The 21,945-nt window shown below is 43.7% G+C and carries 19 protein-coding genes; all 19 read right to left on the bottom strand.

What is annotated here, in order from left to right; translation table 11 throughout:
* Positions 1 to 2: 2 nt before the first annotated feature.
* A complete protein-coding gene (locus tag ACFQ2J_RS10910) occupies positions 3 to 647 on the bottom strand; it encodes an HAD family hydrolase (protein ID WP_386059971.1) in 645 nt (214 codons plus the stop codon).
* A gap of 167 nt (positions 648 to 814) precedes the next feature.
* Positions 815 to 1,669 (bottom strand): DUF2785 domain-containing protein, encoded by an 855-nt coding sequence (locus ACFQ2J_RS10905; RefSeq protein ID WP_386059969.1) that lies wholly within the window; start codon positions 1,667 to 1,669, stop codon positions 815 to 817.
* Positions 1,670 to 1,702: 33 nt separating this feature from the next.
* Complete coding sequence (locus tag ACFQ2J_RS10900; RefSeq protein WP_386059966.1) at positions 1,703 to 1,990, bottom strand: hypothetical protein; 288 nt, start codon at positions 1,988 to 1,990, stop codon at positions 1,703 to 1,705.
* 32 nt (positions 1,991 to 2,022) lie between these two features.
* Complete coding sequence (locus ACFQ2J_RS10895) at positions 2,023 to 2,484, bottom strand: YjdJ family protein (RefSeq protein ID WP_386059963.1); 462 nt, start codon at positions 2,482 to 2,484, stop codon at positions 2,023 to 2,025.
* Between the two features lie 121 nt (positions 2,485 to 2,605).
* On the bottom strand, positions 2,606 to 3,232 hold the full coding sequence (locus ACFQ2J_RS10890) for a class I SAM-dependent methyltransferase (protein WP_386059960.1): 627 nt from the start codon (positions 3,230 to 3,232) through the stop codon (positions 2,606 to 2,608).
* 204 nt (positions 3,233 to 3,436) lie between these two features.
* Complete coding sequence (locus ACFQ2J_RS10885) at positions 3,437 to 4,006, bottom strand: hypothetical protein (protein ID WP_386059958.1); 570 nt, start codon at positions 4,004 to 4,006, stop codon at positions 3,437 to 3,439.
* Between the two features lie 15 nt (positions 4,007 to 4,021).
* On the bottom strand, positions 4,022 to 4,597 hold the full coding sequence (locus ACFQ2J_RS10880) for a DUF4352 domain-containing protein (protein WP_386059955.1): 576 nt from the start codon (positions 4,595 to 4,597) through the stop codon (positions 4,022 to 4,024).
* 259 nt (positions 4,598 to 4,856) lie between these two features.
* Positions 4,857 to 6,044: a quaternary amine ABC transporter ATP-binding protein gene (locus ACFQ2J_RS10875; RefSeq protein WP_386059953.1), complete on the bottom strand. Its 1,188-nt coding sequence runs from the start codon at positions 6,042 to 6,044 to the stop codon at positions 4,857 to 4,859.
* Positions 6,045 to 6,046: 2 nt separating this feature from the next.
* Positions 6,047 to 6,910, bottom strand: coding sequence for an ABC transporter permease (locus tag ACFQ2J_RS10870; protein WP_386059950.1), 864 nt, complete (start codon positions 6,908 to 6,910; stop codon positions 6,047 to 6,049).
* Between the two features lie 97 nt (positions 6,911 to 7,007).
* Complete coding sequence (locus ACFQ2J_RS10865) at positions 7,008 to 8,015, bottom strand: ABC transporter substrate-binding protein (RefSeq protein ID WP_386059948.1); 1,008 nt, start codon at positions 8,013 to 8,015, stop codon at positions 7,008 to 7,010.
* A 45-nt stretch (positions 8,016 to 8,060) separates the two neighbouring features.
* Positions 8,061 to 8,813: a class II aldolase/adducin family protein gene (locus tag ACFQ2J_RS10860; RefSeq protein WP_386059945.1), complete on the bottom strand. Its 753-nt coding sequence runs from the start codon at positions 8,811 to 8,813 to the stop codon at positions 8,061 to 8,063.
* Between the two features lie 12 nt (positions 8,814 to 8,825).
* The gene (locus tag ACFQ2J_RS10855) at positions 8,826 to 9,779 is read right to left on the bottom strand and encodes a D-2-hydroxyacid dehydrogenase (protein WP_386059942.1); all 954 of its coding nucleotides are present in this window, start codon (positions 9,777 to 9,779) and stop codon (positions 8,826 to 8,828) included.
* Between the two features lie 379 nt (positions 9,780 to 10,158).
* Positions 10,159 to 11,835 (bottom strand): glycoside hydrolase family 13 protein, encoded by a 1,677-nt coding sequence (locus ACFQ2J_RS10850; RefSeq protein ID WP_386059939.1) that lies wholly within the window; start codon positions 11,833 to 11,835, stop codon positions 10,159 to 10,161.
* Positions 11,832 to 14,108 carry a glycoside hydrolase family 31 protein gene (locus tag ACFQ2J_RS10845; protein WP_386059936.1) on the bottom strand — a complete coding sequence of 759 codons (2,277 nt, stop codon included), beginning with the start codon at positions 14,106 to 14,108 and terminating at the stop codon, positions 11,832 to 11,834. Before ACFQ2J_RS10845 ends, ACFQ2J_RS10850 begins: the two co-directional genes overlap by 4 nt.
* Positions 14,109 to 14,121: 13 nt before the next feature.
* The gene (locus ACFQ2J_RS10840; RefSeq protein ID WP_386059933.1) at positions 14,122 to 17,466 is read right to left on the bottom strand and encodes a glycoside hydrolase family 31 protein; all 3,345 of its coding nucleotides are present in this window, start codon (positions 17,464 to 17,466) and stop codon (positions 14,122 to 14,124) included.
* 69 nt (positions 17,467 to 17,535) lie between these two features.
* Positions 17,536 to 18,798 (bottom strand): ABC transporter substrate-binding protein, encoded by a 1,263-nt coding sequence (locus ACFQ2J_RS10835; RefSeq protein ID WP_386059930.1) that lies wholly within the window; start codon positions 18,796 to 18,798, stop codon positions 17,536 to 17,538.
* A gap of 18 nt (positions 18,799 to 18,816) precedes the next feature.
* Positions 18,817 to 19,659, bottom strand: coding sequence for a carbohydrate ABC transporter permease (locus tag ACFQ2J_RS10830; RefSeq protein WP_386059927.1), 843 nt, complete (start codon positions 19,657 to 19,659; stop codon positions 18,817 to 18,819).
* A gap of 2 nt (positions 19,660 to 19,661) precedes the next feature.
* A complete protein-coding gene (locus ACFQ2J_RS10825; protein WP_386059924.1) occupies positions 19,662 to 20,537 on the bottom strand; it encodes a carbohydrate ABC transporter permease in 876 nt (291 codons plus the stop codon).
* A gap of 16 nt (positions 20,538 to 20,553) precedes the next feature.
* Positions 20,554 to 21,771, bottom strand: a complete 1,218-nt coding sequence (locus ACFQ2J_RS10820; protein ID WP_386059921.1) for an ROK family transcriptional regulator — start codon at positions 21,769 to 21,771, stop codon at positions 20,554 to 20,556.
* Positions 21,772 to 21,945: the final 174 nt, after the last annotated feature.

Raw genomic sequence — 21,945 nt, 5'->3', positions numbered from 1 at the left:
TGTTAAAAGCTTCCTACGGAAAGTTTTTCGATGAATTCACTTACGTTTTTATACGTGTAGTCCGGTTCAACGCTAAACGACGGAGCTTGGTAATTCGGCAGCCATTGGACACCGATTGTCAGGACTTCAGCGCGCTTACCTGCTTGTATATCCGCGTCGCTGTCTCCAATGAACATCGCTTCTTCCTTCGTTACACCTAGTAGTTTCAAGGCTTTCTGTAGCCCTTCTGGGTGAGGCTTCGGGTCCACCACATCATCTCCGGTTATGATGACATCAAAGGCATCGTCCAACTTCAGGTGGCCCACAGAAATGACAAGACTCCTCCTCGCTTTACCAGTTACGATGCCCAATTTATAACCCTCTCGTTTCAAAAATTGAAGCATGTCCGCGACTTCCTTATTTTCAAGTACGAGTTCTGTATGCTTCTCACTATATTTTTCATAAAAGCGTTCAATTGCCTCGTCGTGGTTGGAGTGCTTCAAATTTTCTCTGATGATGCCTGTTTCAGAAGGTCCAAACATCGATACGATTTCGTCTGAAGTAATTTCTTTATCATCAAATTCTTTGAATACAGATTGAAATGCATAGAAGCAGACTGGTAATGTGTCCGCCAACGTTCCATCAAAATCAAAAATGATCGCTTTCATCTTCATCATCTCCCTTGATCTTGTTATTTCCAAAATTATGTAAGCAATCACTCACTATGTTATCATAATTTTCCAAAAAGAAGTGAAAGGAAATGGAGAAATAAGTCGAAATTTAGAGCTAAAAAAATAAAAAGGAAGCCAAATTGCAGCTTCCTTTTTTTATTGACTTATCTGACCTTTTCTAAGGTCTGCTCAATCTGCATCTGTAATGATGATAGCTTAGGATTATTATTGATTTTTACGTAAAAAGTCTTTAAGAAAGTCTTAACGTTAAATACGAGCAATAAGTATTCTTCATAATCGATCTTGTCTTTTCTTTCGGCCAACTCATCTGGCAATTGGTCCATTAAGTCTTCAAGAACATGAACTTCCAACCCTTTGTCCAGCATCTCAAGAATCGGATGCAATAACCTTTCATCTTCTTGATGTACATAGGCATGACTGGATACAAGGACTTTCTGCCATAATGTTCTCATTATCTCCGGGAATTCTTCTTTATCGAACTTCGAATTCTTCACCAACTCAACAAACGCATCTGTAACGTGAGCAACACTGTGCGCCCATCCTTTGCCCGTGACATACCCCCTGAGATCTTCTTCAAGCTCATAGTACTTAACAAGCTGCTCTTTGACTCTATTAATAGTAGCTTCAGACAAGAAATCTTGCTGATTATCTTTGTAGAGGATCAATGCGGTCACCAGCGTCGTAAACGACCTTGTGAATACTGTGTCCGTTCCATTTTCCCCGATTCCGGTGAACAGTTTTTCATTTATACACATGTCAAGAATCTCAGACAGACGCTCTGTTTCGATTTGGTCACGCTCCACCATCAACCTGAAGAAAGTGTCGTAGATCAACTGATCTCTGAGTACACTGTCCGTGGAGCCGATATGCTCAATCATAGAGTTCAATGTGGTCGATTGATCGATGTCCTGCCAGTGGATTTTTTCTTGTTTGAATTCCGTTAAAATTGATTTTAGTTCGTTTTCATTCAATAGATTTTCTCTTAGTGATTTTTTCATCTAAGTTCCCCTTTATTATGTAAATTACTTATATTAATCAATGATTTCTCCGCCTATGAATTTCGTATCACAGTATGGACAGCGATAGATATCATTTACATCTTTTTCTTTATCAAACCGTAACGGCAATCTAGTTTTGCATGCTGGGCATTTCCATAAGGTGAGCGTCATGATAAAAAAGATTGCTAATAAAGAGATACCGATGATTGTTAGCCACCAGCTTCCCGTATTTATCACATTAATTGGGATGGAAATGAACAAACAGATTAACGCAATAGTTCTGTATTTCATTATATCTGGTACCTTTTTTGCTTTTGTCATTGCTCCCTTCACCCCTGCTCCAAACACTATTTTCACTCTACTGCACTTTTCTTAACAAAGAAGAACACTGCCAAAAAAACTAGGATGACTCCCATAAACAAGAAGGTGCTCATAAGATACTTCCCCCCTGTTGTTGGCGAATCCGCAACTACAAGCGCAAGCAAAATGAAAAGCAAACCTAGAGCTAAGTGAAAATAGATCATTATTTTCTTTTGTTTATTCAATAGGACAAATCCACTTAAAGTTATGATGTAAGCCAGGCTGACAATCATTAATATCGGATAGACGGGAGTGAATTTTGCTGCATAGATGAAGTGGTCTAATTGTGATAGATCCGTAGCATTCGTAACCTCTCCATTCAGTTTTTCAGAGAAAAATGCAGTGTATTTCCATTCCCATGGGTCCTGCCTGATTGCACTTCCTTCAAACCAGGCAACTAATGTTGAAAACATAAGTAATAACGAAGCTACTATGTATTGGATTATGTATTTCATTTTCAGTCCACCCTCAGAATAAACTTCCGCGTCAATATATCGCACAAACAACCTGTGTCACAACAGTTTTACATGTCCAGCTCCGATGCTTAAATGCGTATCAAGAGCTGGAAACATTCATTTAGTTTGAAATAATGAACACGCCACCACAATGTGAAAGGGCTCGGAATTCAATCTTACAGTGATTACTCAGATTAGCAGTCAGTTCATCGCAAACGAAGTAGTATTCATCCTCATCCCAATGGGCTCGGTTCTCTTCACGGCATTGGTCATGTTTTTCCCTTGTCTCAAAAGAAATGTCACCAAAATATAGCTTTCCATCTTTCTTCAAATAGGAGAGCAGTTCGGATATAAACGCGACTTTCGCTTCATCATTCAAATGATGAAGTGTATAGGTACTGATAATAGAGTCATAGTGCTTCCCTGTTAAATCAGAAGGTAACCCATTTGAAATATCCCACTCAATTAAATTTGCGTGAGGCATTTTTGCTTTAGCAATCGAAATCATTTTCGATGAAAAATCAATTCCATCAATCCGGTGTCCATGTTCATATAATTTCGTTGTGAGCACACCAGTTCCGAACCCAATATCCAACACATCGCCGTTCGGTTTCTGCATTACCTCATTGTATATAGAATTAAGTATTTCCTTATACCCTGCAAATGGATATTGATTATTTCCTTCACTTCTTCGAACGGTCTCGTCGTAATGATCCGCCCATAGATCAAATCCTTGATTATTTAACATAAATGCTCCTCCAATACTTCTTTTGTGTACGAGCATTCTCCATCATTTTCGGATTACTCGTACCGAACCTCAATCAACTTATAACCATTAATAGTTTTCATAAGAATCACACCTTTCAGAATAATAGTTAAATTTTAACATAAATCAAACCAGAAAAATTAAAAAAGCTGAGCCTTTTTACTGGCCCAGCGATATCTATATACTTTACTCCAATGAAAATTTCCACATGACGCTTTTTAAAGAAGATTCAGCCGAGGCATATTCCATGCCAGCATAGTACTCTTCTGTTTGGTATAGTTCAAAGAGCAGTTCGCCACTGGCTTTCTCGCCTGGCTGCAGTTCCTTTTCCCACGGGTCCTGGTTCTCAAGAAGGATCCAGCCTCTTCCTGTATCATCTTTGCCGCTGTACATATCAAGCGCGCTTACTGCATCTGCAACCTGCAGGGGCTCCTCACTCGTATTCTCGACTTCCCACTCAGTTACGACGAACGTATCCAATTGGGGTTGTTCGCCATCGATTTCAGCTTGCTCTTCTGCATCCAGCAACGTCAAGTTGAAGTTGCCTAGGGTCGTTTTCAATTCTGCAGTTTCCCCCATTCCAAGTTCAACGGATGCATCACTTTCCTCGGTGCTTTCCGTTTCTTGTTCTTCTTCTGTTTGTGTCGACTCTTCTTCTGGATCGTTCGCAGCTTCTCCTTCATCGTCGGAGCTGCACGCAACAAGTACAAGTGCGAGTACCAATACCAAGAATAAAAATTTAAATCGCTTCAACATTTTGTCCCCTCCAGATTATTCAGCTTCGTCGGCATCAAAGTTCCATCTTGCTTTCTTCAATTCACCTTCAGGACTCACATAGGTCATTTCAAGTCCGTAACGATCCGCTTTTTCTGTATCATAGTATAGTTCACCAGTTGCGGAGTCACCTGGCTCCACTTCACCTTCCTGTGCTTCCATATCTCCCACAAGGACATTCAACACATCACCAGATCGTTCACTATTGAAAAGACTCAGTGTACTTAACACATCATCCATGTTCAACGCTTCTTCCCCTGTGTTTTCAATCGTGAGGTTGGTGATGACAAAGGTTCCTTTCGAAGCAGTTTCTCCTTCCACTTCATCTGTGATTTCCGCCGAATCCAGTGTTATGTCATAAGTGCCAATGGTTGTTTCTCCTGAAGAAACCGTGTCTCCAATCCCTAACTCTTCGTTTGATGCTGATGTATCACTTGTTTCTTCCTTATTTTCAGTTTCATTCTCTGCAGCGTCAGGCTCGTCATTAGATGAATCACCAGAGTCAGACGAACTGCACCCTACTAACCCAATTACTAGAATAAGCATTGCTGCGATCCAGTATATCTTCTTCATAGGTATTCCTCCTCTGTTATGTACCTTGTTAAACATATACGGATTGGACCTGTTTTCGTTTCAAACCACATGGCACTAATTTCCAATCTACCCCTTCCGTCTCCTATCAAAACAAAAAAACTGAGCCCGGAGTTTGGGCTCAGTTTTATATACTAATAATTCACTTTTAACAAGTACACATCGGCCACTTCTAGCCCATTCCTATTTCAGCACAAAATCCTCATGTGCTCAGAATGATCAGCCGTAAAGATACCCTAATTTATTGATCCTGTTCAGAGACAAGGCTGGAGAGGACATGAACACGAAGGATAAGCCCTTCCAATTTACCATCCTCATTAATAACAGCTAGCGGAAACTTAGTCTCCAGAGCTTTTGGGATGATATCTTGTACATATTCATGCTTCTCTATTGTCGGGACATCTTTTACAAGAACATCCTCAAGAGTCAGCTTTTCCTTAACACCTCTGACTGCATCATCTATTGTCACAACCCCTTGCAAGAGGCGCTTCCTGTCGACGACGAAGGCACTGGATACTCCGTTTTCTTCCATTTCTTTAATGGCGACTTTCAAACCATCTTTAAGCGATACAAGAGCATTGGGTTGGATCATAATGTTTTGCGCTTGAAGGATTTTGGAGCGGTCAATATCCTGAATAAAGTTAGAAATATAGTCATTGGCTGGTGCTTCCAGAATTTCTTCAGGGCTTCCGACTTGCACCACCTCACCATCTTTCATTACGGCGACGCGATCACCGATTTTAAAGGCTTCATTCACATCATGCGTGATGAAGATGATGGTTTTTTTCAATCGCTCCTGAATGTCAAGCAGTTCAAGTTGCATTTCTCTCCGGATGAGGGGATCCAATGCGCTGAAAGGTTCATCCATAAGTAGGATGTCCGGATCGTTAGCCAGGGAGCGGGCAAGACCAACACGTTGTTGCATGCCACCAGATAGTTCATCAGGGTATTTATTTTCATATCCCTTCAGACCGACACTCTCAATATTTTCCATAGCGATTCGTTGCCGCTCTTCTTTAGAATATTTTTTGATTTCTAACCCATATTCCACATTGCCAAGGACTGTGCGATGACTGAACAAGCCGAAATGTTGGAAGACCATCGAGATTTTTTCTTGACGATAGGTCTTTAATTTTTTTGAATTGTAATCAATGATATTTTCGCCATCCACCTTGATTGCCCCATCCGTCGGTTTATTGAGCAGGTTGAAGCAACGAATCAATGTTGATTTTCCACTGCCCGAAAGCCCCATGATGACAAATGTTTCGCCTTCATTCACTTCTAATGAAGCATCGTAAACACCTACAGTATGATTGGTTTTCGCTAAGATCTCACTTTTGGACGCGCCTTCCTTAATCATTGGAATTGCAGATTTAGGTCGGGGCCCGAAAATTTTTGAAACGTGTTCAATTTTAATTTTTGGTTCCATACTCAATCAGTCCCCCTATGTGCTTGCAAACGATCGGCGATGCCGCCAGTCACGCGGTCGATAATAATGGCAAGGAAGACGATACTGATACCCGCTTCAAAGCCTAAAGAAATATCAATACGATTAATAGAGATCAACACTTGTTCACCAAGTCCTTTAGCTCCAACCATAGAAGCGATTACAACCATGGCTAAAGCCATCATCGTCGTTTGGTTGACACCAGCCATTATCGTAGGCAATGCCTGTGGGAGCTGGACTTTTTTCAGCATTTGCCATCTTGAAGATCCGAATGATTCGGCTGATTCAATCACTTCTTTATCTACATTCCGAATAGCAAGCTCCGTCAAGCGAATCACAGGTGGGAGCGAGTAAATCAATGTTGCGAATACAGCGGACACATTACCGAGTCCGAAAAAGAAAATCGCAGGAATCAAATACACGAAACTCGGCATCGTCTGCATGGCATCAAGGATGGGTCGCATAATAAACGAGAACTTTTTACTGAATGCCATCAAAACGCCTAATGGTATGCCGACGAGCAATGAAATAAAGACAGATGTCAGTACGATTGCAATAGTGATAAGCAAAACATCCCATAAGCCGAATGTTCCCACCAGGAAGATAAAGAAAGCGTAAAGCACACCTGAAAATAGAGATTTAAAATACCAGCCCAAAAGAAAAATAATGATAAGTAAAACCCACCAGGGCAAAAAGGATAAGAATCCTTCAATTCCATTAATAGTTCGGAAGGAAATCACACGAATAAATTCAAATAACCCAGCAAAAGTGATGTCCAACCAATTTATGAAAGCCTCTACATAATCCCCGATGAATTCCCAGCGTATTTCAGGAAAGTTATTATTCATAATGTCGTTGCCCCATGCAACTGTTCACCCCTCTTAATGTCAATCTTAAAAAAAGATGAAGAAGCTAGCACGAGCTAACCTCTTCACAGATCTTTCATTACTCCATCGAGTCTTTTACTTTAGTGGCAACATCTTCTGGCACCCATTCAGTCCAGATATCTTCATGTTGCTCCATCCACCACTGTGCAGCTTCGTCTGCTGAAGCTTCATTGTCTTTCATATAAGCAAGCGCCTCACCAGTCAAGTCACTGCTTGTTTCATAGTTTTCCAAGAATTCCACAACTTCCGGCGCTTGGTCAGGCAAGTCTTTATTTGCTGCGACTACCACGTCATTGGGTGGAAATTCTGTCCCTTTGTCTTCATCCCATTTCTCTTGGTCAAACTCAGGTTCTTCTAGCAGTGTCATGTCGTATTTAGCTGTAACCCAGGTTGGCGACCAATAGTAACCGACCCAAGGTTCACCGTTTTTATAAGCATCAGCAAGAGAGGTTACAATTGCAGAGTCGGACCCAGGCAAGAAGTAATTAAACTCTTCTTCCAAGCCATATGTGGTCATTTTGGTATCCAAATACTCACTCAAAGCCCAGCCTGAAGGCGCACCTATTACACGACCTTTACCAGGGTCTTCAGGGTCCTTGAATACTTCCGGATATTTTTCCAAGTCCTTCACACTTTTCAAGTCTGGAGCCTTAGCTTCGATTCCACGCTCTTCGTCTCCTTCAATCACATAAGTCGGAACCCATAAACCTTGTTTGTTATCATCAAAGTTAGTGGAAAGTTTTAAAATGTCTCCGGAATCAATCGATTCGTTATATAGTTCCTTGATGTTATCGGTCCAAACTTCCATGTAGGCATCGATATCACCTTGACGCAAACCTTGAATGGTTGCAGCAGTCGATCCTGAGGTTACGTCTGTTTCATAACCGTAGCCTTCCTCGATGATTCGCTGAGCAATGCTGTTGTGGAAACGAATACTATCCCACCCGGCATCTGCAAGAATAATCTTATCTATTCCACTACCTTCTCCTCCATCAGTACTATCGTTGTCCCCACAACCTGCGATGACAAGTAACATGAGTGTAAATATCAATATGAGTTTTTTCATGGTATGTAGAATCTCCTTCCATATGATTGGTTATGTTTTAATCTCTTAATTCAATAAATCAGGTTGCTCTTTAACAATTCGGTCGTAAAGTGGTTTAAAGTCATGGGCGGCCACTTCTGGAAGACCCATTTGCTGATAAGTGTGTTCTGCATACTTCGCTTCGATCGGAATCGGCTTCTGTCCAGACGATTCGATAATCATTTGAATTTGGCATGCACGCTCCATCGCAATAAACCACCACGCTGCTTCATCTACAGAGTGGCCAACAGTCAACAATCCGTGGTTACGCAATATGACCGCTTTATTTTTGCCAAGTGCATCAGCAATACGTTTTCCTTCCGACATTTCATAAACGACACCGGTATAGTCGTTGAATATAGAATGATCCTGGTAAAATGCACACGCATCTTGCGTAAGCGGCTCCAGCTTTTTCCCTAAGGTTGAAAACGCCATTCCATACGGGGAATGTGAATGGGCAGCCGCCGTGACGTCCGGACGAGCTTTATGGATGGCTGAATGAATGGCGAATGCAGCCCCGTTGATATCATGCTTGCCTTCTAAAATGTTACCGTCTTCATCAATCCGCATAAGATCAGATGCGGTAACCTGACTGAAATGGACCAAATAGGGGTTCACCCAAAAGTGGTTCTTATTCTCAGGATCCCTTACGGTAATATGACCTGCCGAACCATCATTGAAGCCAAACTTCGAGAACAGCCTAAACGAAGCAGCCAAACGTTGTTTAATGTATTGCCTTTCTTCTTCTATCGAATGGAAAGTCGGTGTGAATTCGTTCATTCCAAATGCCTCCTAATAACCTTTTGTTAAATCAACTAAATTAAGTAGATGATCATTTTGTGTGAATGATTGATAGTTTTTCGCAAATTTGTCCAAACAACGATTCATGTACTGTGGTGATTTAGCCGCTACATGTGGTGTGACAATGATTTTGTCATGATTCCAGAAACGATGCGTGGACGGCAGTGGTTCCGGTTCAAATACATCTAAAGCAGCTCCCGCAATTTGATTATTATCAACAGCTTCAAGTAAAGCATGATCGTCTATTAACTGCCCACGCCCTAAGTTAATGAGAAAAGCACTCGGTTTCATACTTTGATACTCTTTTTCACCCATAAAACGGATCGTTTCCTCCGTCAGCGGCATCAGTAAAATGACGTAGTCACTCAGTCTTAATGCATCACAGCGATCTTCGAGCCTATACATATCGTCAAATGGATGTTTCATGTTTCCAGTCGTATTGACCCCATACACCGTCATATTCAAGGCTTTGCATTTTGCAGCAATATCAGTACCTATCGTTCCGGCACCCATGATGGTAATTGTCTGCCCATGCAACTCACGAAAAACTGCTTCCTCTTCCCAGTGGTTTTCAGCTTGATATGTCAGATAGCGCGAAATATTCCCATTAAAATGAAACAACATGGAAAGCGTGTACTCTGCCATGGGAATACTTTGGATTCCCTTCATATTGGTGACTTGTATATTTCTATCTTGAAGTTCATCAAAAGGAAGTTGTTCAACACCAGCCTGAAAAATTTGGATCCAACATAAGTTTGGCATTTTTGCTAGTATTTCTGGCGTGACATCATGTCCATAGGTGATCCAAATGCGAACTTGCGGAAGTAATGAATTTTGGCTAGTCAAGTCTTCTTTGATGTGGGTAACAGGAAGATCTGGAGAAGTCATTGTCTTAAGTTCAGATAATTGCTCGTATGTAAGATCTTCCGTTGATATTAGCAGCATAGTACATCTCCTTGTTAATCCCTAAAATGACGACATTTCCCATTATATCGCTAACAGGTAAGATGACGAACCTGTATAAAGGGGTAACAAACATGCTCAACAGCCAATGAAGGCTAACTGATGTAAAGAGTTATCTTATACATATAATCCATGTCATATACTCACGAATAGTGTCGAATACATCAAAATCACTCTGTTTTACCTTTACTTTTATTAAAACGATTCTGAATATGCATCAATTGGTATAGCTCTAAGTGTTCAACTTCAGTATTTCCTTTTAAAATATGGGGAGTTCACCTTTCATTTATTTAAATACCGGTTAATCAATAAAAAGAAAAAAAGCCAAGCCCCAGTCTGAGCTCAGCTTCTTCAGTCAGTTTTATTTAGAATAAACGACACCTTCATATGGTGCTAATTTATGACGAATGTCATAAGAATCATCATTCGAAATCACAACTTCTGCTCCTTGAACCTCAGCAACAATTGAATCTTCCAAAACGGCTTCTTCCCCGGAGAAGTTACAAACAACCACATAGGTCTCTTCCTCTCCAACCCGCTTGTAAGCGAAAACCTGCGCATCGTCACGCATCAGCAATTCGAAACGACCGTTGGTGAGAATGTCTTTCTCTTTACGCAGCTGGATCAGCCGCTTGTAATAATGATAAATAGAATGTTCATCCTCGAGTGCCGCTTCCGCATTGATCTGCTGGTAATTCGGATTGACCGCCAACCACGGAGTTCCTGTTGTGAAGCCAGCATTCTCCGAAGCATTCCACTGCATCGGGGTTCTTGCATTATCTCTGCCCTTCGCATAAATAGCTTCCATGATCCGCTCGTGAGACCAGCCAAGTGATTTCTTCTCTTTATACATGTTCAAAGTTTCGATATCCCGATAATCTTCGAGACTCTCAAACTGGACGTTCGTCATGCCGAGCTCTTCGCCTTGATAGATATACGGCGTCCCTTGCATCATGTGCAGGCAGGTGGCCAGCATTTTCGCCGATTTTTCACGATACTTAGCATCGTCTCCGAAGCGCGAGACGATACGCGGCTGGTCATGGTTGTTCCAGTACAAGCTGTTCCATCCTACGCCATGAAGTGAAGTCTGCCACTTCTCGAAATTCTCTTTCAAATCTACGAGATTCAACGCCTTCAAGTTCCACTTGTCTCCATCAACCTGATCGAGGTTCATATGCTCGAACGTGAAAATCATATCAAGCTCATCATTGGCAGGATCGGTGTAATCCTTCGCATCATCAGGAGTAGCTCCCGGCATTTCCCCGACCGTCATCACATCGTGCTTGGCAAGGACCTCTGTATGCATTTCCTTCAAAAATTCATGGATGCGCGGACCATTAATAAAATATTGCCCGCTATCTCCATATAGCTGACCTTCGCCTACTTCTCCATCAGGGAAATCCTGATCCTTCGAAATGAAATTGATGACATCCATCCGGAAACCGTCGATGCCTTTATCAAGCCAGAAGTTCATCATTTCATAGACATCTGTACGAAGGTCCGGATTTTCCCAGTTCAAATCCGGCTGCTTCTTCGCAAAAAGATGGAGATAGTATTGGCCGGTCGCTTCATCGTAATCCCAGGCGGATCCACTGAAAACGGAACCCCAGTTGTTCGGAGGCTCGCCGTCCGCCTTTCCATCCCGCCAGACATAATAGTCACGGTATGGGCTTTCCTTACTGCTTTTCGATTCGACGAACCACTGATGCTCATCGGATGTATGGTTGACGACAAGGTCCATCACAAGCTTCATGCCGCGGTTGTGCACTTCCTCCAGCAACTTATCCAAGTCTTCCATCGTGCCGTATTTTTCATAGATTGACTGGTAGTCACGGATATCATAGCCGTTATCTGCCTGCGGGGAATCATATACCGGCGAAAGCCAGATCACATCGATGCCGAGATTTTTCAGGTAATCCAGTTTCTCAATGATACCCGGGATGTCACCGATTCCATCTCCATTTGTATCGTTGAAGCTGCTTGGATAGATTTGATAGACGACGCTTTTCTTCCACCAATTGTTTGTTGTTTTTGTCATATGTCTTCACCTGCTTCATTTTTTCCAATTATTTTTGTAGCTATAATTTCTGCAGTTGCTTCATAGGAACCTTCGCGACTTATCTGTAAATCTCCTTTTTTATAATCATAGGTAGAGATGCTGTATGCTTGGTCCCGATAGTCATAAGAGATTCCGTCATCTTCATAAAGGATTCCTGTTACTTCCTGCTCGGAATGATAGATATGGAGCTCGATCTCTTGTTTTTCCTTCGTATTACGGACGGGAGATCCCAAAGGTAGAATGGTTCCTTCCTTAACAAAGAGTGGCAAGGTATCCAAGTCAGCCTTAATGAGATGATATTCCCCGCCTTTGTACCGTTCCTCTGTCCAGAAATCGTACCATTCACCAGCCGGCAAATAAACAGCGCGGTGCGTCTGACCCTGTCGTAGAATCGGGGCCACCAGCACATTCTTTCCGAGTAAAAATTGATCACTGCACTGGAAAGTTTCCTCATCCTGCGGGTATTCCATCACCAATGGACGAACAACTGGCAATCCTGTCTGCTCCGCTTCGTGGAATAGAGTATAAAGATATGGCATGAATCGATAGCGCAGCTCGATGTACTTTTTGACCGACTCCATCGTCGCTTCCCCGAATGCCCACGGCTCCTGATAGATGGAATCCTGGACACTATGATTTCGGAAGTACGGCAGGAATGCGCCTACCTGCGTCCAGCGTATGAGCAATTCAGGGGTTGTGTCGGAAGAGAATCCACCGACATCTGCTCCGCTGAAAGCAACTCCTGACAGTCCAAGGTTGATGATCATCGGCAGTGACATTTCGAGATGTTCCCAATGGCTGCGGTTATCTCCCGTCCAAACCGCCGAATAGCGCTGGACCCCTGCATAACCAGCCCGTGTCAGGGAAAATGGACGGGAATTCGGAACTTGTTCCTTCAATCCCTCGAAAGTAGCTTTACTCATGTAAAGCCCGTAGAGGTTATGGCCTTCCTTGTGGCTGATCTTCTTTCCATCGACATCGTGCATGACATCCAGGTCCATCGTCTTCGTTTCGTTGAAGACAGAAGGCTCATTCATATCGTTCCAGATTCCACGAATGCCAAGCTTTGTATAATATTGATGGAGTCCTCCCCACCATTTTTGCACGCTAGAATTGAAAAAGTCCGGGAAGGCACTTTCCCCTGGCCAAACTTCTCCATAGTAGACATCACCATCAAGATATTTACTGAAATAGCCCTTTTCCATCCCCTCCACATAGACAGGGTAATGAACATCTTTCTTTACTCCTGGATCGACGATCGGGACGACATCAATTCCCTGACTGTTCAAATCCTTAACCAATGCTCCTGCACCCGGGAAGGTGTCTTCATTAAATGTGAAGACGCGGTAGTCATCCATATAATGAATATCGAGAAAGATGCAGTCTAAAGGGATTCCATACTTCTTGAAGGTCGCTGCAATGGTGCTCACTTCATCCTGGGAAGTATAGCTGTATCTGGATTGATGGTAGCCAAGCGACCACTTCGGTGGGAGTGGCGTCTTTCCGGTCAAATCCGTGTAAGCCTGTACTGTTTCCTTCACGTCTTCTCCCCAAATGACATAAACATTCACCTGGCCACCTTCTGCCATAATCTCCAGCTTGTCACGATAGGTTTGCATATCGAATGATGTGCGGAATGTATTATCGAAAAAGATGCCAGTTGTCTTGTCTTGTGCATGGATGAGCGCAAACGGTATCGATTGATACAGCTCCACGGTATCTTTATTGTGTGGAGCGAACACATCTGTGTTCCAGTTGCTTATTTTCAACCCATTTTTATTGATGAAGCCGCTTTTCTCCCCTAATCCATAAATAGGAGCATCCGTTTCTTTCTCCACCGAAAAGTAAACCTGCTTCTCTTTGGTGTAGCTGACGCAAGGTGCTTCTGTTTGGAAAACCGTCGCACCGTTTCGCGATACGGAAAAAGACAGGGAATTTTTGAAGATGGTCACCCGGTGTGCACCTGCTTCCAGCACAAGTGAATCCTCTGATGGCTCAAACGTTACCCCATCCAGTGGTTGATCCCTTTCTGCTGCGATGGTTGGACTTACATCTGCTTCTCCAAATGGTTGGACCGCGAAGCGCAAAGTATTTTCCCGGGTGAAATAAATGAAAAAGCTTCCCTTTGACAACATACCGCTCAATACTTTCCCATCCCATTCATAAGAACAAATGGATTGTACCGGATGACGGAGTTCTTCTTTCTTATTCACTTGAGAAGGCAGGATTGCATAGCTTGTTGTTTCTAACATAACAGCACCTTCCTTAGGACGATTGGTTGATTTTAATAGTTTCTATATGGCTGATCACTTCGACTTGCAGATTTTCAATAGATGTAGAAATAGTTACGCTGACTTCATGCTCCGTCACTTCGACGTTCAGCTCGATGTTGTTACCAAGGTGGTCAACAAGGGTTTGAGTGAACGAATTTTCACAATAGATCTTACATAATGGCGTATGGTACTTCGTCAGATCGTTGCCGACGGAAGAGCCCAGCTGCTTCGTTGTGTCGACATTCAAAAGGAGTGCTCGGTTCATTTTCACGAATACAGGAATCTGATCGACTTTGGCAACTGGACGAATCACTGTCGGGCCTTGGTGTACTTCGTCTGTCCATAGATCGACCCACTTCCCTTCAGGCAGGTACACGTTACGCGAAACAGCACCCTCCTCAATAATCGGGGCGACGAGTAAATACTCACCAAATAAATACTCATCATACAGTCCTCTTGCTCTCGGGTCTTCCGGATAATCAAGCATCAGAGCGCGCATCATTGGCAAGCCGGTTTCACTTGCCTTCCTCGCTTCCTGATAAAGATATGGCATCAGGTTCATCCTGACATTTGCAAAGAACCGATAGACATCAATGACTGCGTCCTTACCAGTGCGCGCTGCAATATTCCAAGGAGTACGGTCCTGATTGAATTCAGCCTTGCTCTCCGCATGGTACTGCATGATCGGGCAAAATGCAGCCATCGAAGAAGAACGCATGAACAATTCTGCGGTGGGAATATCACCGTTGAACCCAGCGAGGTCCCAGCCCCAGAAAACGACGCCGGCAAGTCCTGCATTGATCCCGGCAATCAGCGATCGTTTGAAAGCACCGAATGTGGAACGCTCATCACCAGCCCAGTGAGCCGGGAAGTTCTGTGCACCTGTGTAGCCTGCACGGCTGAAGGTGATCCCGTCATTCTGTTGGGCGAAATCATAATAGGCTTCGATGTAGTCATTCGGATACTTATTCCGCATTTCACTCCCGGTCTGCCCATTGGCAAACTGGAGGTTTTTCCCGAATACGAATTCGCCACCATCTGTTTTAAATCCATCCACTCCAATATCAATCAAATACTGGCGCTTTTCGAACCACCATTCTCGACCTTCTTCATGGCTGAAGTCCATAATCAGACTATTGGTGAACCAGTTTTCCGGAATTCGATAAGGCGTTCCATCCTCATTTTTCACGACGTATCCTTTTTCGATCATGTACGCTTCATCCTGGTCCTTGAGTGGGTGCTCCTGCTTATTCAAGTACTTCTGGATCGGAATCTGCCACATGATCAGCTTCAGATTGTTCTCGTGGAGATCCTCCACCATCTTCCTTGGGTCCGGCCACCTGCCCCATTCCGGGAAAGTCATGTCTTCATAGCGGTGGACATACCCAGGTTCCTTCATGTCGTACTCAGCATCATTGAACATATAATAGGTCGCTTCATCGCTCCATTGCTCCAACACAATGACGGTAGCCGGGATGTCCAGTTCATTCGTCTTTTCCACTTCCTGCTCGACGATCGACTGCCGGTCCCAGTTGTTACTCGACATCCATGGTCCAAGCGCCCATGCCGGCACCATTACAGGTTTGCCGGTGTCTTTTGTATAAGAGGCGAGCTGACCTTTGTAATCACCGAAGTAGAAGTGCAGGTCGGTATTTGTAACAGCCGTTCCTTGTTCGAAAGTCACACTGCATTTATCGTTAAGCTCTGCTGCAAGATCGAACTTCGTGTACGTGTTCGTATCGATAAAGCAGCCGTAGCCAGCATTCGTCATATAAAAAGGGATTGGGATATATGTTCTTGTTCCTTGGTCGCGATACTGGTTGTAGACATAGCAATCAATTACTTCTCCACGCTGCTCCGTCGCATTGTACCGCTCCCCGAATCCGTAGAACTGCTCTGTTCCAGGACTGTGCCAATGGATGGTAAAATCACTGACATTTCCATCGACATCGGTTTTCCACTCTATTGGTGCGAATAATGGGTGAGTGGATAAGATAAGATTCTCATTTTCGTACAGGTGGATGGAGGGCTTTTCTAAATCTACCTCCAACCGATGGTTACCAGCTTCGATCATGGCATATTTTTCATGCCTATAACTGTCTGTAGCAAGCAGCATGTTTTGTTGGATACTCATGCTTAGTCCATTTTCGTTGATGGAGAAGCTGAGTCCGTGACGCTTTTCACCTTCCCCGAACATCAGTACAAGCGAATCCTCCTGCTTAGAAAATAAGCGGAGCTGTTTTGCCTGATGCTTTTCCAACGTAGTAACGTGAAAGTCTTCTGAAACGAGTTCACTTTCATCTGCTAACCGTGCAATAAAATGATACGTGTACCGTCCATGGTGAGGTAGTGGTTCGAGTCTACAGTGATAGACGCGTGTGTCGTCCTTCATTGTTAGCTGTAATTGCTCCTCCAACTGCCATCCATCGCTTTCGATTGACATATGGACAGACGCTACATCCGATTCGGCTACTACTTGGCAGGTCAGGTTCAAATTGTCCTCCAACGTCGGATGATGCGGGTGCCGTTCCGTCAGTTTGGAGATGTAAACATTTTCATTGCCGAGCGGTTCATGGATGATCCGGTCTTTTTCATCCCGCTCTTTGGCATAATGATCAAAGAGTTTGAGGATGACCTCGCCAAACTCATCATCCCCTTCTATGTCCCTTGCAAGCGTTGCGTAATAGACCGCTTTTTCCCGGTCGGATTTTTCAAGGAAATAGAGAGCGAGCAATGCTGTTGCAGCTTTCGAAGTGGATGGAGTGCCACTCATTGGCATGAGTCCGGTGCCATTATCGAGCTGGCGCCTCATATGCCCGACTGCTTCGACCATCACGAGATCCTCGGGTGAAAAAAGACCATATGGCATGACGGATAACAACTGATCCGTCGCAATCCCCCGCTCGTTCACTCCATTCAAAACAGTTCCACCTGACAATAGCCGGTCGAACACGAAATCCCGTATTGCAGTCATCGTTTTTTGAACAGCGGTATATTTACGATTGTTTCTAGTTTCCAGTAAAGCAGCATATGCCATCGATAGATTGGAGAGATATACATCATCATCCGCACCATCCATCCAGATACGAGGCTGAGGTTTGGACCAGTTGTTTTCTATATAGTTGAGGTATGGTTTAGCATCGATCTCAGCCAATTTCCCAGATTGGAGACGGAGCTGCTTCTGCAGGAGCCACACCCACGTCGCAATCGTATAAAATGAGTCCTTTTCAAGATCCGGCTGATGCTGCAGCAAGTTTTTTTCCACACTCGAGTAATTTTTGTTCAATTGATCCATGTATGTATGAAGTAGTTGAGTGTACGCTGGGCATGGGTTCATGGGTAACTCCCTTTCAATAGAAAGGATATATGTGAACATAAATCCACATATATCCTTCTGGTTTATTGATTATTCACTCATGATACTTTCGTATTCGGTTTCTAACGTTTCCAATACTTCCTGAGGTGTTTTATCACCATTCAGTGCTTTTTCGAATTCCTGGTTGGTTACGTCACTGACTTTGCTCCAGTTGTCTACAGCAGGAGGCAACACTAACGTATCCAATGCTTCGAATACAGCCTTCCTGTTCTCTGGTGGAGTCTTTTCTAAGTATGGACTCAAGATTTCTTCATCTGTAATAGCAGGAAGCTCCCAAGAAGCATCGACGCGGATTTTTGCGACTTCTTCACTTGCACTCATGAAGGCAGCGAATTTGTAGGCAGCTTCCTTCTTATCCGTTTGTTCGGACACAGCAAGCCCATTGGCAAAGAAGTGGTGTGCTTTCTGCGTGTTACCTGCTTCAAGCTGGATATCCCATGCGAATGGTGCATCCTTGAATGCTTCGAACATCCAGATTCCTGTATGCAGGATTGCAAGCTGACCATTTTTGAACAGGTCTTCAGGAGATTGCCCGGACATTTCCGCCGGTGATGGCGCAATCTTATATTCAGTTACATTATCAATCATGTATTCCAATGCTTCCAGGTTTTCTGATGTATTGATCGTTGGGTTTCCTTCTTCATCAAAAATCTGACCGCCATTTTGTGCAGCGATTTTGAAGTATTCATTCATCGTTACTGGTGCATACGTACCCCAGACATTGTTGCTGCTGTCCGTCAATTTTTCTGCAGCTGCACGTTCATCTTCCCACGTCCAGTCTGCTGTTGGGTATTCGACACCTGCTGCATCAAACAAATCCTTGTTATAGAACGTCAATACATTCGAGAAACTTTCAACCATACCATATTGCTTTCCATCGAACTGGTAAGCTTTGAACGCTTCTTCATTCAACTGGGATGGATCGAAATTGTCATCTTCCTCAATGAATTCGGACAAGTCAGTCAATGTACCTTTAGATGCGTATTGGACGAAGTTCTCATAGTTCAATTCGAACACATCCGGAGCGTTATCCCCAGCAATACGTGTCTGAAGCTTCGTGAAGTACTCATCATAAGCAGCCAGTTCTGTATTGACTTTGATATCCGGATTTTCCTTTTCGAATGCTTCCACCATCTCTGCCAGCTGGTCTTCATAGTTCGGTGATGCAGAGAAACTGTAATAGGTGATTTCCGTTTCTCCATTTTCTTTGCCTTCCCCTGAGGAAGAACAGCCAACTAATCCAGTGATGACCGCCAAAACTAAAACAAATAATAGCGTAAATCTCTTCTTCATTTGACCCTCTCCTTTAATTTATTCTTTCATTCCGCTCATTGTCATTCCCTGGATGAAGTATTTCTGAGCGAAAAGATAGACGATTAAAATTGGTACGACACTGATGACGACGCCTGCCATCATCAATCCCCAATCGGTTCCCCAGCGCCCCTGCAATAGTGACAAGCCAAGCGGTAGCGTCGCCAGGTCATTCGAACTGATGACGATCAATGGCCAGAGGAAATTGTTCCATGATGCCATGAAGGTAAAAATGGACAACGCTGCAATGGTCGGTTTCACCAAAGGTAAGCATACATGGATGAATACTTTGAAGTGATTAGCACCATCCATGAAGGCAGCTTCCTCAAGTTCCCTTGGGATACTGAGCATGGCCTGCCGCATCAGGAAAGTACCGAAGACGGCGAACATTGTGGGGATGATCAACCCTTGGTAGGAGTCGAGCCATCCGAACTCTTTCACTAAGATGAACTGCGGAATCATGGTGACTTGTGTTGGCACCATCATGGTTGCTAAATACAACAAAAATAATTTATCTCTACCCTTGAAGTGCATACGAGCGAAGGCATATGCCGCCATCGAACTGAAAACGATCTGCCCGAGAGTCGTAAGCACTGCAACAAGAAGGGAATTCCATAAAAAGCGCAGCATCGGGTACTTCCCTGTCACGGTCTGATAATTTTCAGCCGTCGGTTCACTTGGAATGAACTCTGGAGGGAGCACCATCGTTGCACCACTGTTCTTCAATGAGGTCGACACCATCCATAAGAACGGAACTAGCATGATGAAAGCGCCTACAATTAGAAGCAAATAAAAAAGTGCTTGTTTGAGGGCTCTGCGTGTATTCGTCGTATCCTTTTTCATCTTTAGTTGGCCCCCTTATCCTGAACCTTCATCTGGATGTACGTGAAAATGAAGATGACGATGAACAGTACCCAACTCATTGCTGAAGCGTACCCCATTTCATAGTAGCGGAAGGCGTGATTGTAAATGTTCTGTACCATAACGACCGTAGATCCGCCAGGGCCTCCGCCAGTCATGATCATGACCTGGTCGAACACCTGGAACGAGTTGATCAAGGAAATAATCGTCACGAAAAAGGTCGTCGGTGCCAGGAGTGGAAGAGTAATGCTCCAGAATTCCCTGAATTTGCTCGCACCGTCCATGGCCGCTGCTTCGTAATAGGATGGGGAGATGTTCTGCAGTCCTCCCAGGAATAGCACCATGACGAACCCGATATCTTTCCATGCACTGGTAATGATGATACCGATCATCGCTGTGTCCGGATCATTCAACCACTGTGGACCGTCAATACCTATGACGGAAAGCATGTAATTGATCAGACCGAACTTCGGGTTGTACAACCACTTCCACACCAGCGACACCGCAACCCAACTCGTAATTACGGGCAGGAAGTAGGTGGCACGGAAAAAAGCACGGAAGCGGATTTTTTTATTTAAAAGTAAGGCACACCCCAACCCGAAGATCATCACAAGCGGGAGATAACCGAAGATGAAGAAGAATGTATTCCGGAATGAAATCCAAAATTCAGGATCATTTGCGAGTCTTATGTAATTATCAATGCCAGTGAACTCCATTGAGCCGAGCAGATCCCAGTCTGTAAAGCTGATTACCAATGAGGAAACGATCGGTACCCCAATGAAGATCAAAAATCCAAGCAGGTTGGGGAGCAGGAAGACTCCCAGCCAAAAAAATGTGTTTTTCTTCGTCATTCCAACCATGATGTAACAGCTCCTATCATACGCCAGCTTTCATTTGTTCGTAGATTGGCTCCTGGAAGATGTGATTGATCGCCAGCAAAGCTCCACCTGTCAGCCATGCATCATCCTCTAATCGAGTAATTACAAGGTCAGTCTTGATGCCGACTTTTTCAAAGAAATTCTCATTTGCGATGCGCTTCACCTTATCCAAGAACTGATGATGGTATTTCGAACCTTCTCCAGCTATGACAATTTTGTCAGGGTTGAAGGTGTTGATCAGATTACGCACGCCATGTCCGAGATATTTCGCCATTCCATGCATCAACTCTTTAGCTAGCGGGTCTCCTTCTGATGCTGCTTCGGCAACTTCAGAGAATTGGAATGTATTCAAGATAGTTTCCGGGTACGCATGCATGAGCTCTTCCCCTTTGTTGTGGAAGTAGAATTCAGACGCATACATCTCAAGGCATCCTTGCTGCCCACAGTGACAATCGTAGCCGTCGACCACGATGCTGGTATGACCGAATTCACCCGCACCACCAGTTGAGCCGTAATAGATTTTCCGGTCAATGACAACAGAAAGTCCAAGTCCGGCACCGATGGAGACGACGAGGAAATTGTTATTTTCCTGCCCTTCTCCCTTTTCCAGTTCCGCCAAGGTGTAGCCATTGATATTGTTATCTACAAAAATTTGTGCGTTTGGAAATTTGATTTTCAACATGTCAGTGATGGAGACGTTCTTCCATCCCAACATGGAGGAACGGATGACACTGCCTTCATGACGATTGACCAAACCAGAAGAAAGAATTCCTATACCGAGAAGGTCGGTGATTTCTTTATTGTTCTCAGTGAGTAGCTGTTTGAGAGTAGTTTCGATCATATCCACGACAACTTCTGGTGACGTACTCTTTTGGAATGGAACAGAACGATTGGAGAGAATCTCTGCATCCATGTTTGTAAGCGCAACCAAAATTTGTGTCTCTTCGATTTTCACACTGATTGTCGATCCAAAATCTTTATTAAACTCAATCAACTTCGCTCGTCGACCACCAGTCGATGAAGATTCCCCCACCTCGTATATTAGTCCTTGGTTCTTCAAGTCCTCCATAATATAGGAGAGAGTAGAAACTCCAAGATCACATTGCTTGGTAATCTCACTTCTGCTGATGGGATGCTGATGACGAACGATATTCAAAACCTTGAATCGGTTGATTTCTTTAATTAATTCTTTGCTTCCATTCCTTAGGACGCGCACCGCGTTCACCTCAAAACTGCTTGATTTATCTGTTCGAACTTACTTCTTTCATTGAACGAATTAAGTATTAATTTCAATATACGCTACTCTCGAAAATAAAACAACACATTTTTCAGAAAAATTAGAAAAGACTAGTCCCTCCACCGCTTTAACGCGATGAGGGACTGTCCCCAC

Source organism: Thalassobacillus hwangdonensis (assembly GCF_042675915.1).
Taxonomy (GTDB): Bacteria; Bacillota; Bacilli; order Bacillales; family Halobacillaceae; genus Thalassobacillus_A; species Thalassobacillus_A hwangdonensis.
The sequence above is the reverse complement of the archived record's forward strand: the minus strand, read 5'-3'. Positions and strand labels throughout refer to the sequence as shown.

What these genes read in the sequence shown, in the direction of transcription:
- ACFQ2J_RS10910 (WP_386059971.1), bottom strand. Translation starts at nt 647, where the DNA reads ATGAAAGCGATCATTTTTGATTTTGATGGAACGTTGGCGGACACATTA.
- ACFQ2J_RS10905 (WP_386059969.1), bottom strand. Translation starts at nt 1,669, where the DNA reads ATGAAAAAATCACTAAGAGAAAATCTATTGAATGAAAACGAACTAAAA.
- ACFQ2J_RS10900 (WP_386059966.1), bottom strand. Translation starts at nt 1,990, where the DNA reads ATGACAAAAGCAAAAAAGGTACCAGATATAATGAAATACAGAACTATT.
- ACFQ2J_RS10895 (WP_386059963.1), bottom strand. Translation starts at nt 2,484, where the DNA reads ATGAAATACATAATCCAATACATAGTAGCTTCGTTATTACTTATGTTT.
- ACFQ2J_RS10890 (WP_386059960.1), bottom strand. Translation starts at nt 3,232, where the DNA reads ATGTTAAATAATCAAGGATTTGATCTATGGGCGGATCATTACGACGAG.
- ACFQ2J_RS10885 (WP_386059958.1), bottom strand. Translation starts at nt 4,006, where the DNA reads ATGTTGAAGCGATTTAAATTTTTATTCTTGGTATTGGTACTCGCACTT.
- ACFQ2J_RS10880 (WP_386059955.1), bottom strand. Translation starts at nt 4,597, where the DNA reads ATGAAGAAGATATACTGGATCGCAGCAATGCTTATTCTAGTAATTGGG.
- ACFQ2J_RS10875 (WP_386059953.1), bottom strand. Translation starts at nt 6,044, where the DNA reads ATGGAACCAAAAATTAAAATTGAACACGTTTCAAAAATTTTCGGGCCC.
- ACFQ2J_RS10870 (WP_386059950.1), bottom strand. Translation starts at nt 6,910, where the DNA reads ATGAATAATAACTTTCCTGAAATACGCTGGGAATTCATCGGGGATTAT.
- ACFQ2J_RS10865 (WP_386059948.1), bottom strand. Translation starts at nt 8,015, where the DNA reads ATGAAAAAACTCATATTGATATTTACACTCATGTTACTTGTCATCGCA.
- ACFQ2J_RS10860 (WP_386059945.1), bottom strand. Translation starts at nt 8,813, where the DNA reads ATGAACGAATTCACACCGACTTTCCATTCGATAGAAGAAGAAAGGCAA.
- ACFQ2J_RS10855 (WP_386059942.1), bottom strand. Translation starts at nt 9,779, where the DNA reads ATGCTGCTAATATCAACGGAAGATCTTACATACGAGCAATTATCTGAA.
- ACFQ2J_RS10850 (WP_386059939.1), bottom strand. Translation starts at nt 11,835, where the DNA reads ATGACAAAAACAACAAACAATTGGTGGAAGAAAAGCGTCGTCTATCAA.
- ACFQ2J_RS10845 (WP_386059936.1), bottom strand. Translation starts at nt 14,108, where the DNA reads ATGTTAGAAACAACAAGCTATGCAATCCTGCCTTCTCAAGTGAATAAG.
- ACFQ2J_RS10840 (WP_386059933.1), bottom strand. Translation starts at nt 17,466, where the DNA reads ATGAACCCATGCCCAGCGTACACTCAACTACTTCATACATACATGGAT.
- ACFQ2J_RS10835 (WP_386059930.1), bottom strand. Translation starts at nt 18,798, where the DNA reads ATGAAGAAGAGATTTACGCTATTATTTGTTTTAGTTTTGGCGGTCATC.
- ACFQ2J_RS10830 (WP_386059927.1), bottom strand. Translation starts at nt 19,659, where the DNA reads ATGAAAAAGGATACGACGAATACACGCAGAGCCCTCAAACAAGCACTT.
- ACFQ2J_RS10825 (WP_386059924.1), bottom strand. Translation starts at nt 20,537, where the DNA reads ATGGTTGGAATGACGAAGAAAAACACATTTTTTTGGCTGGGAGTCTTC.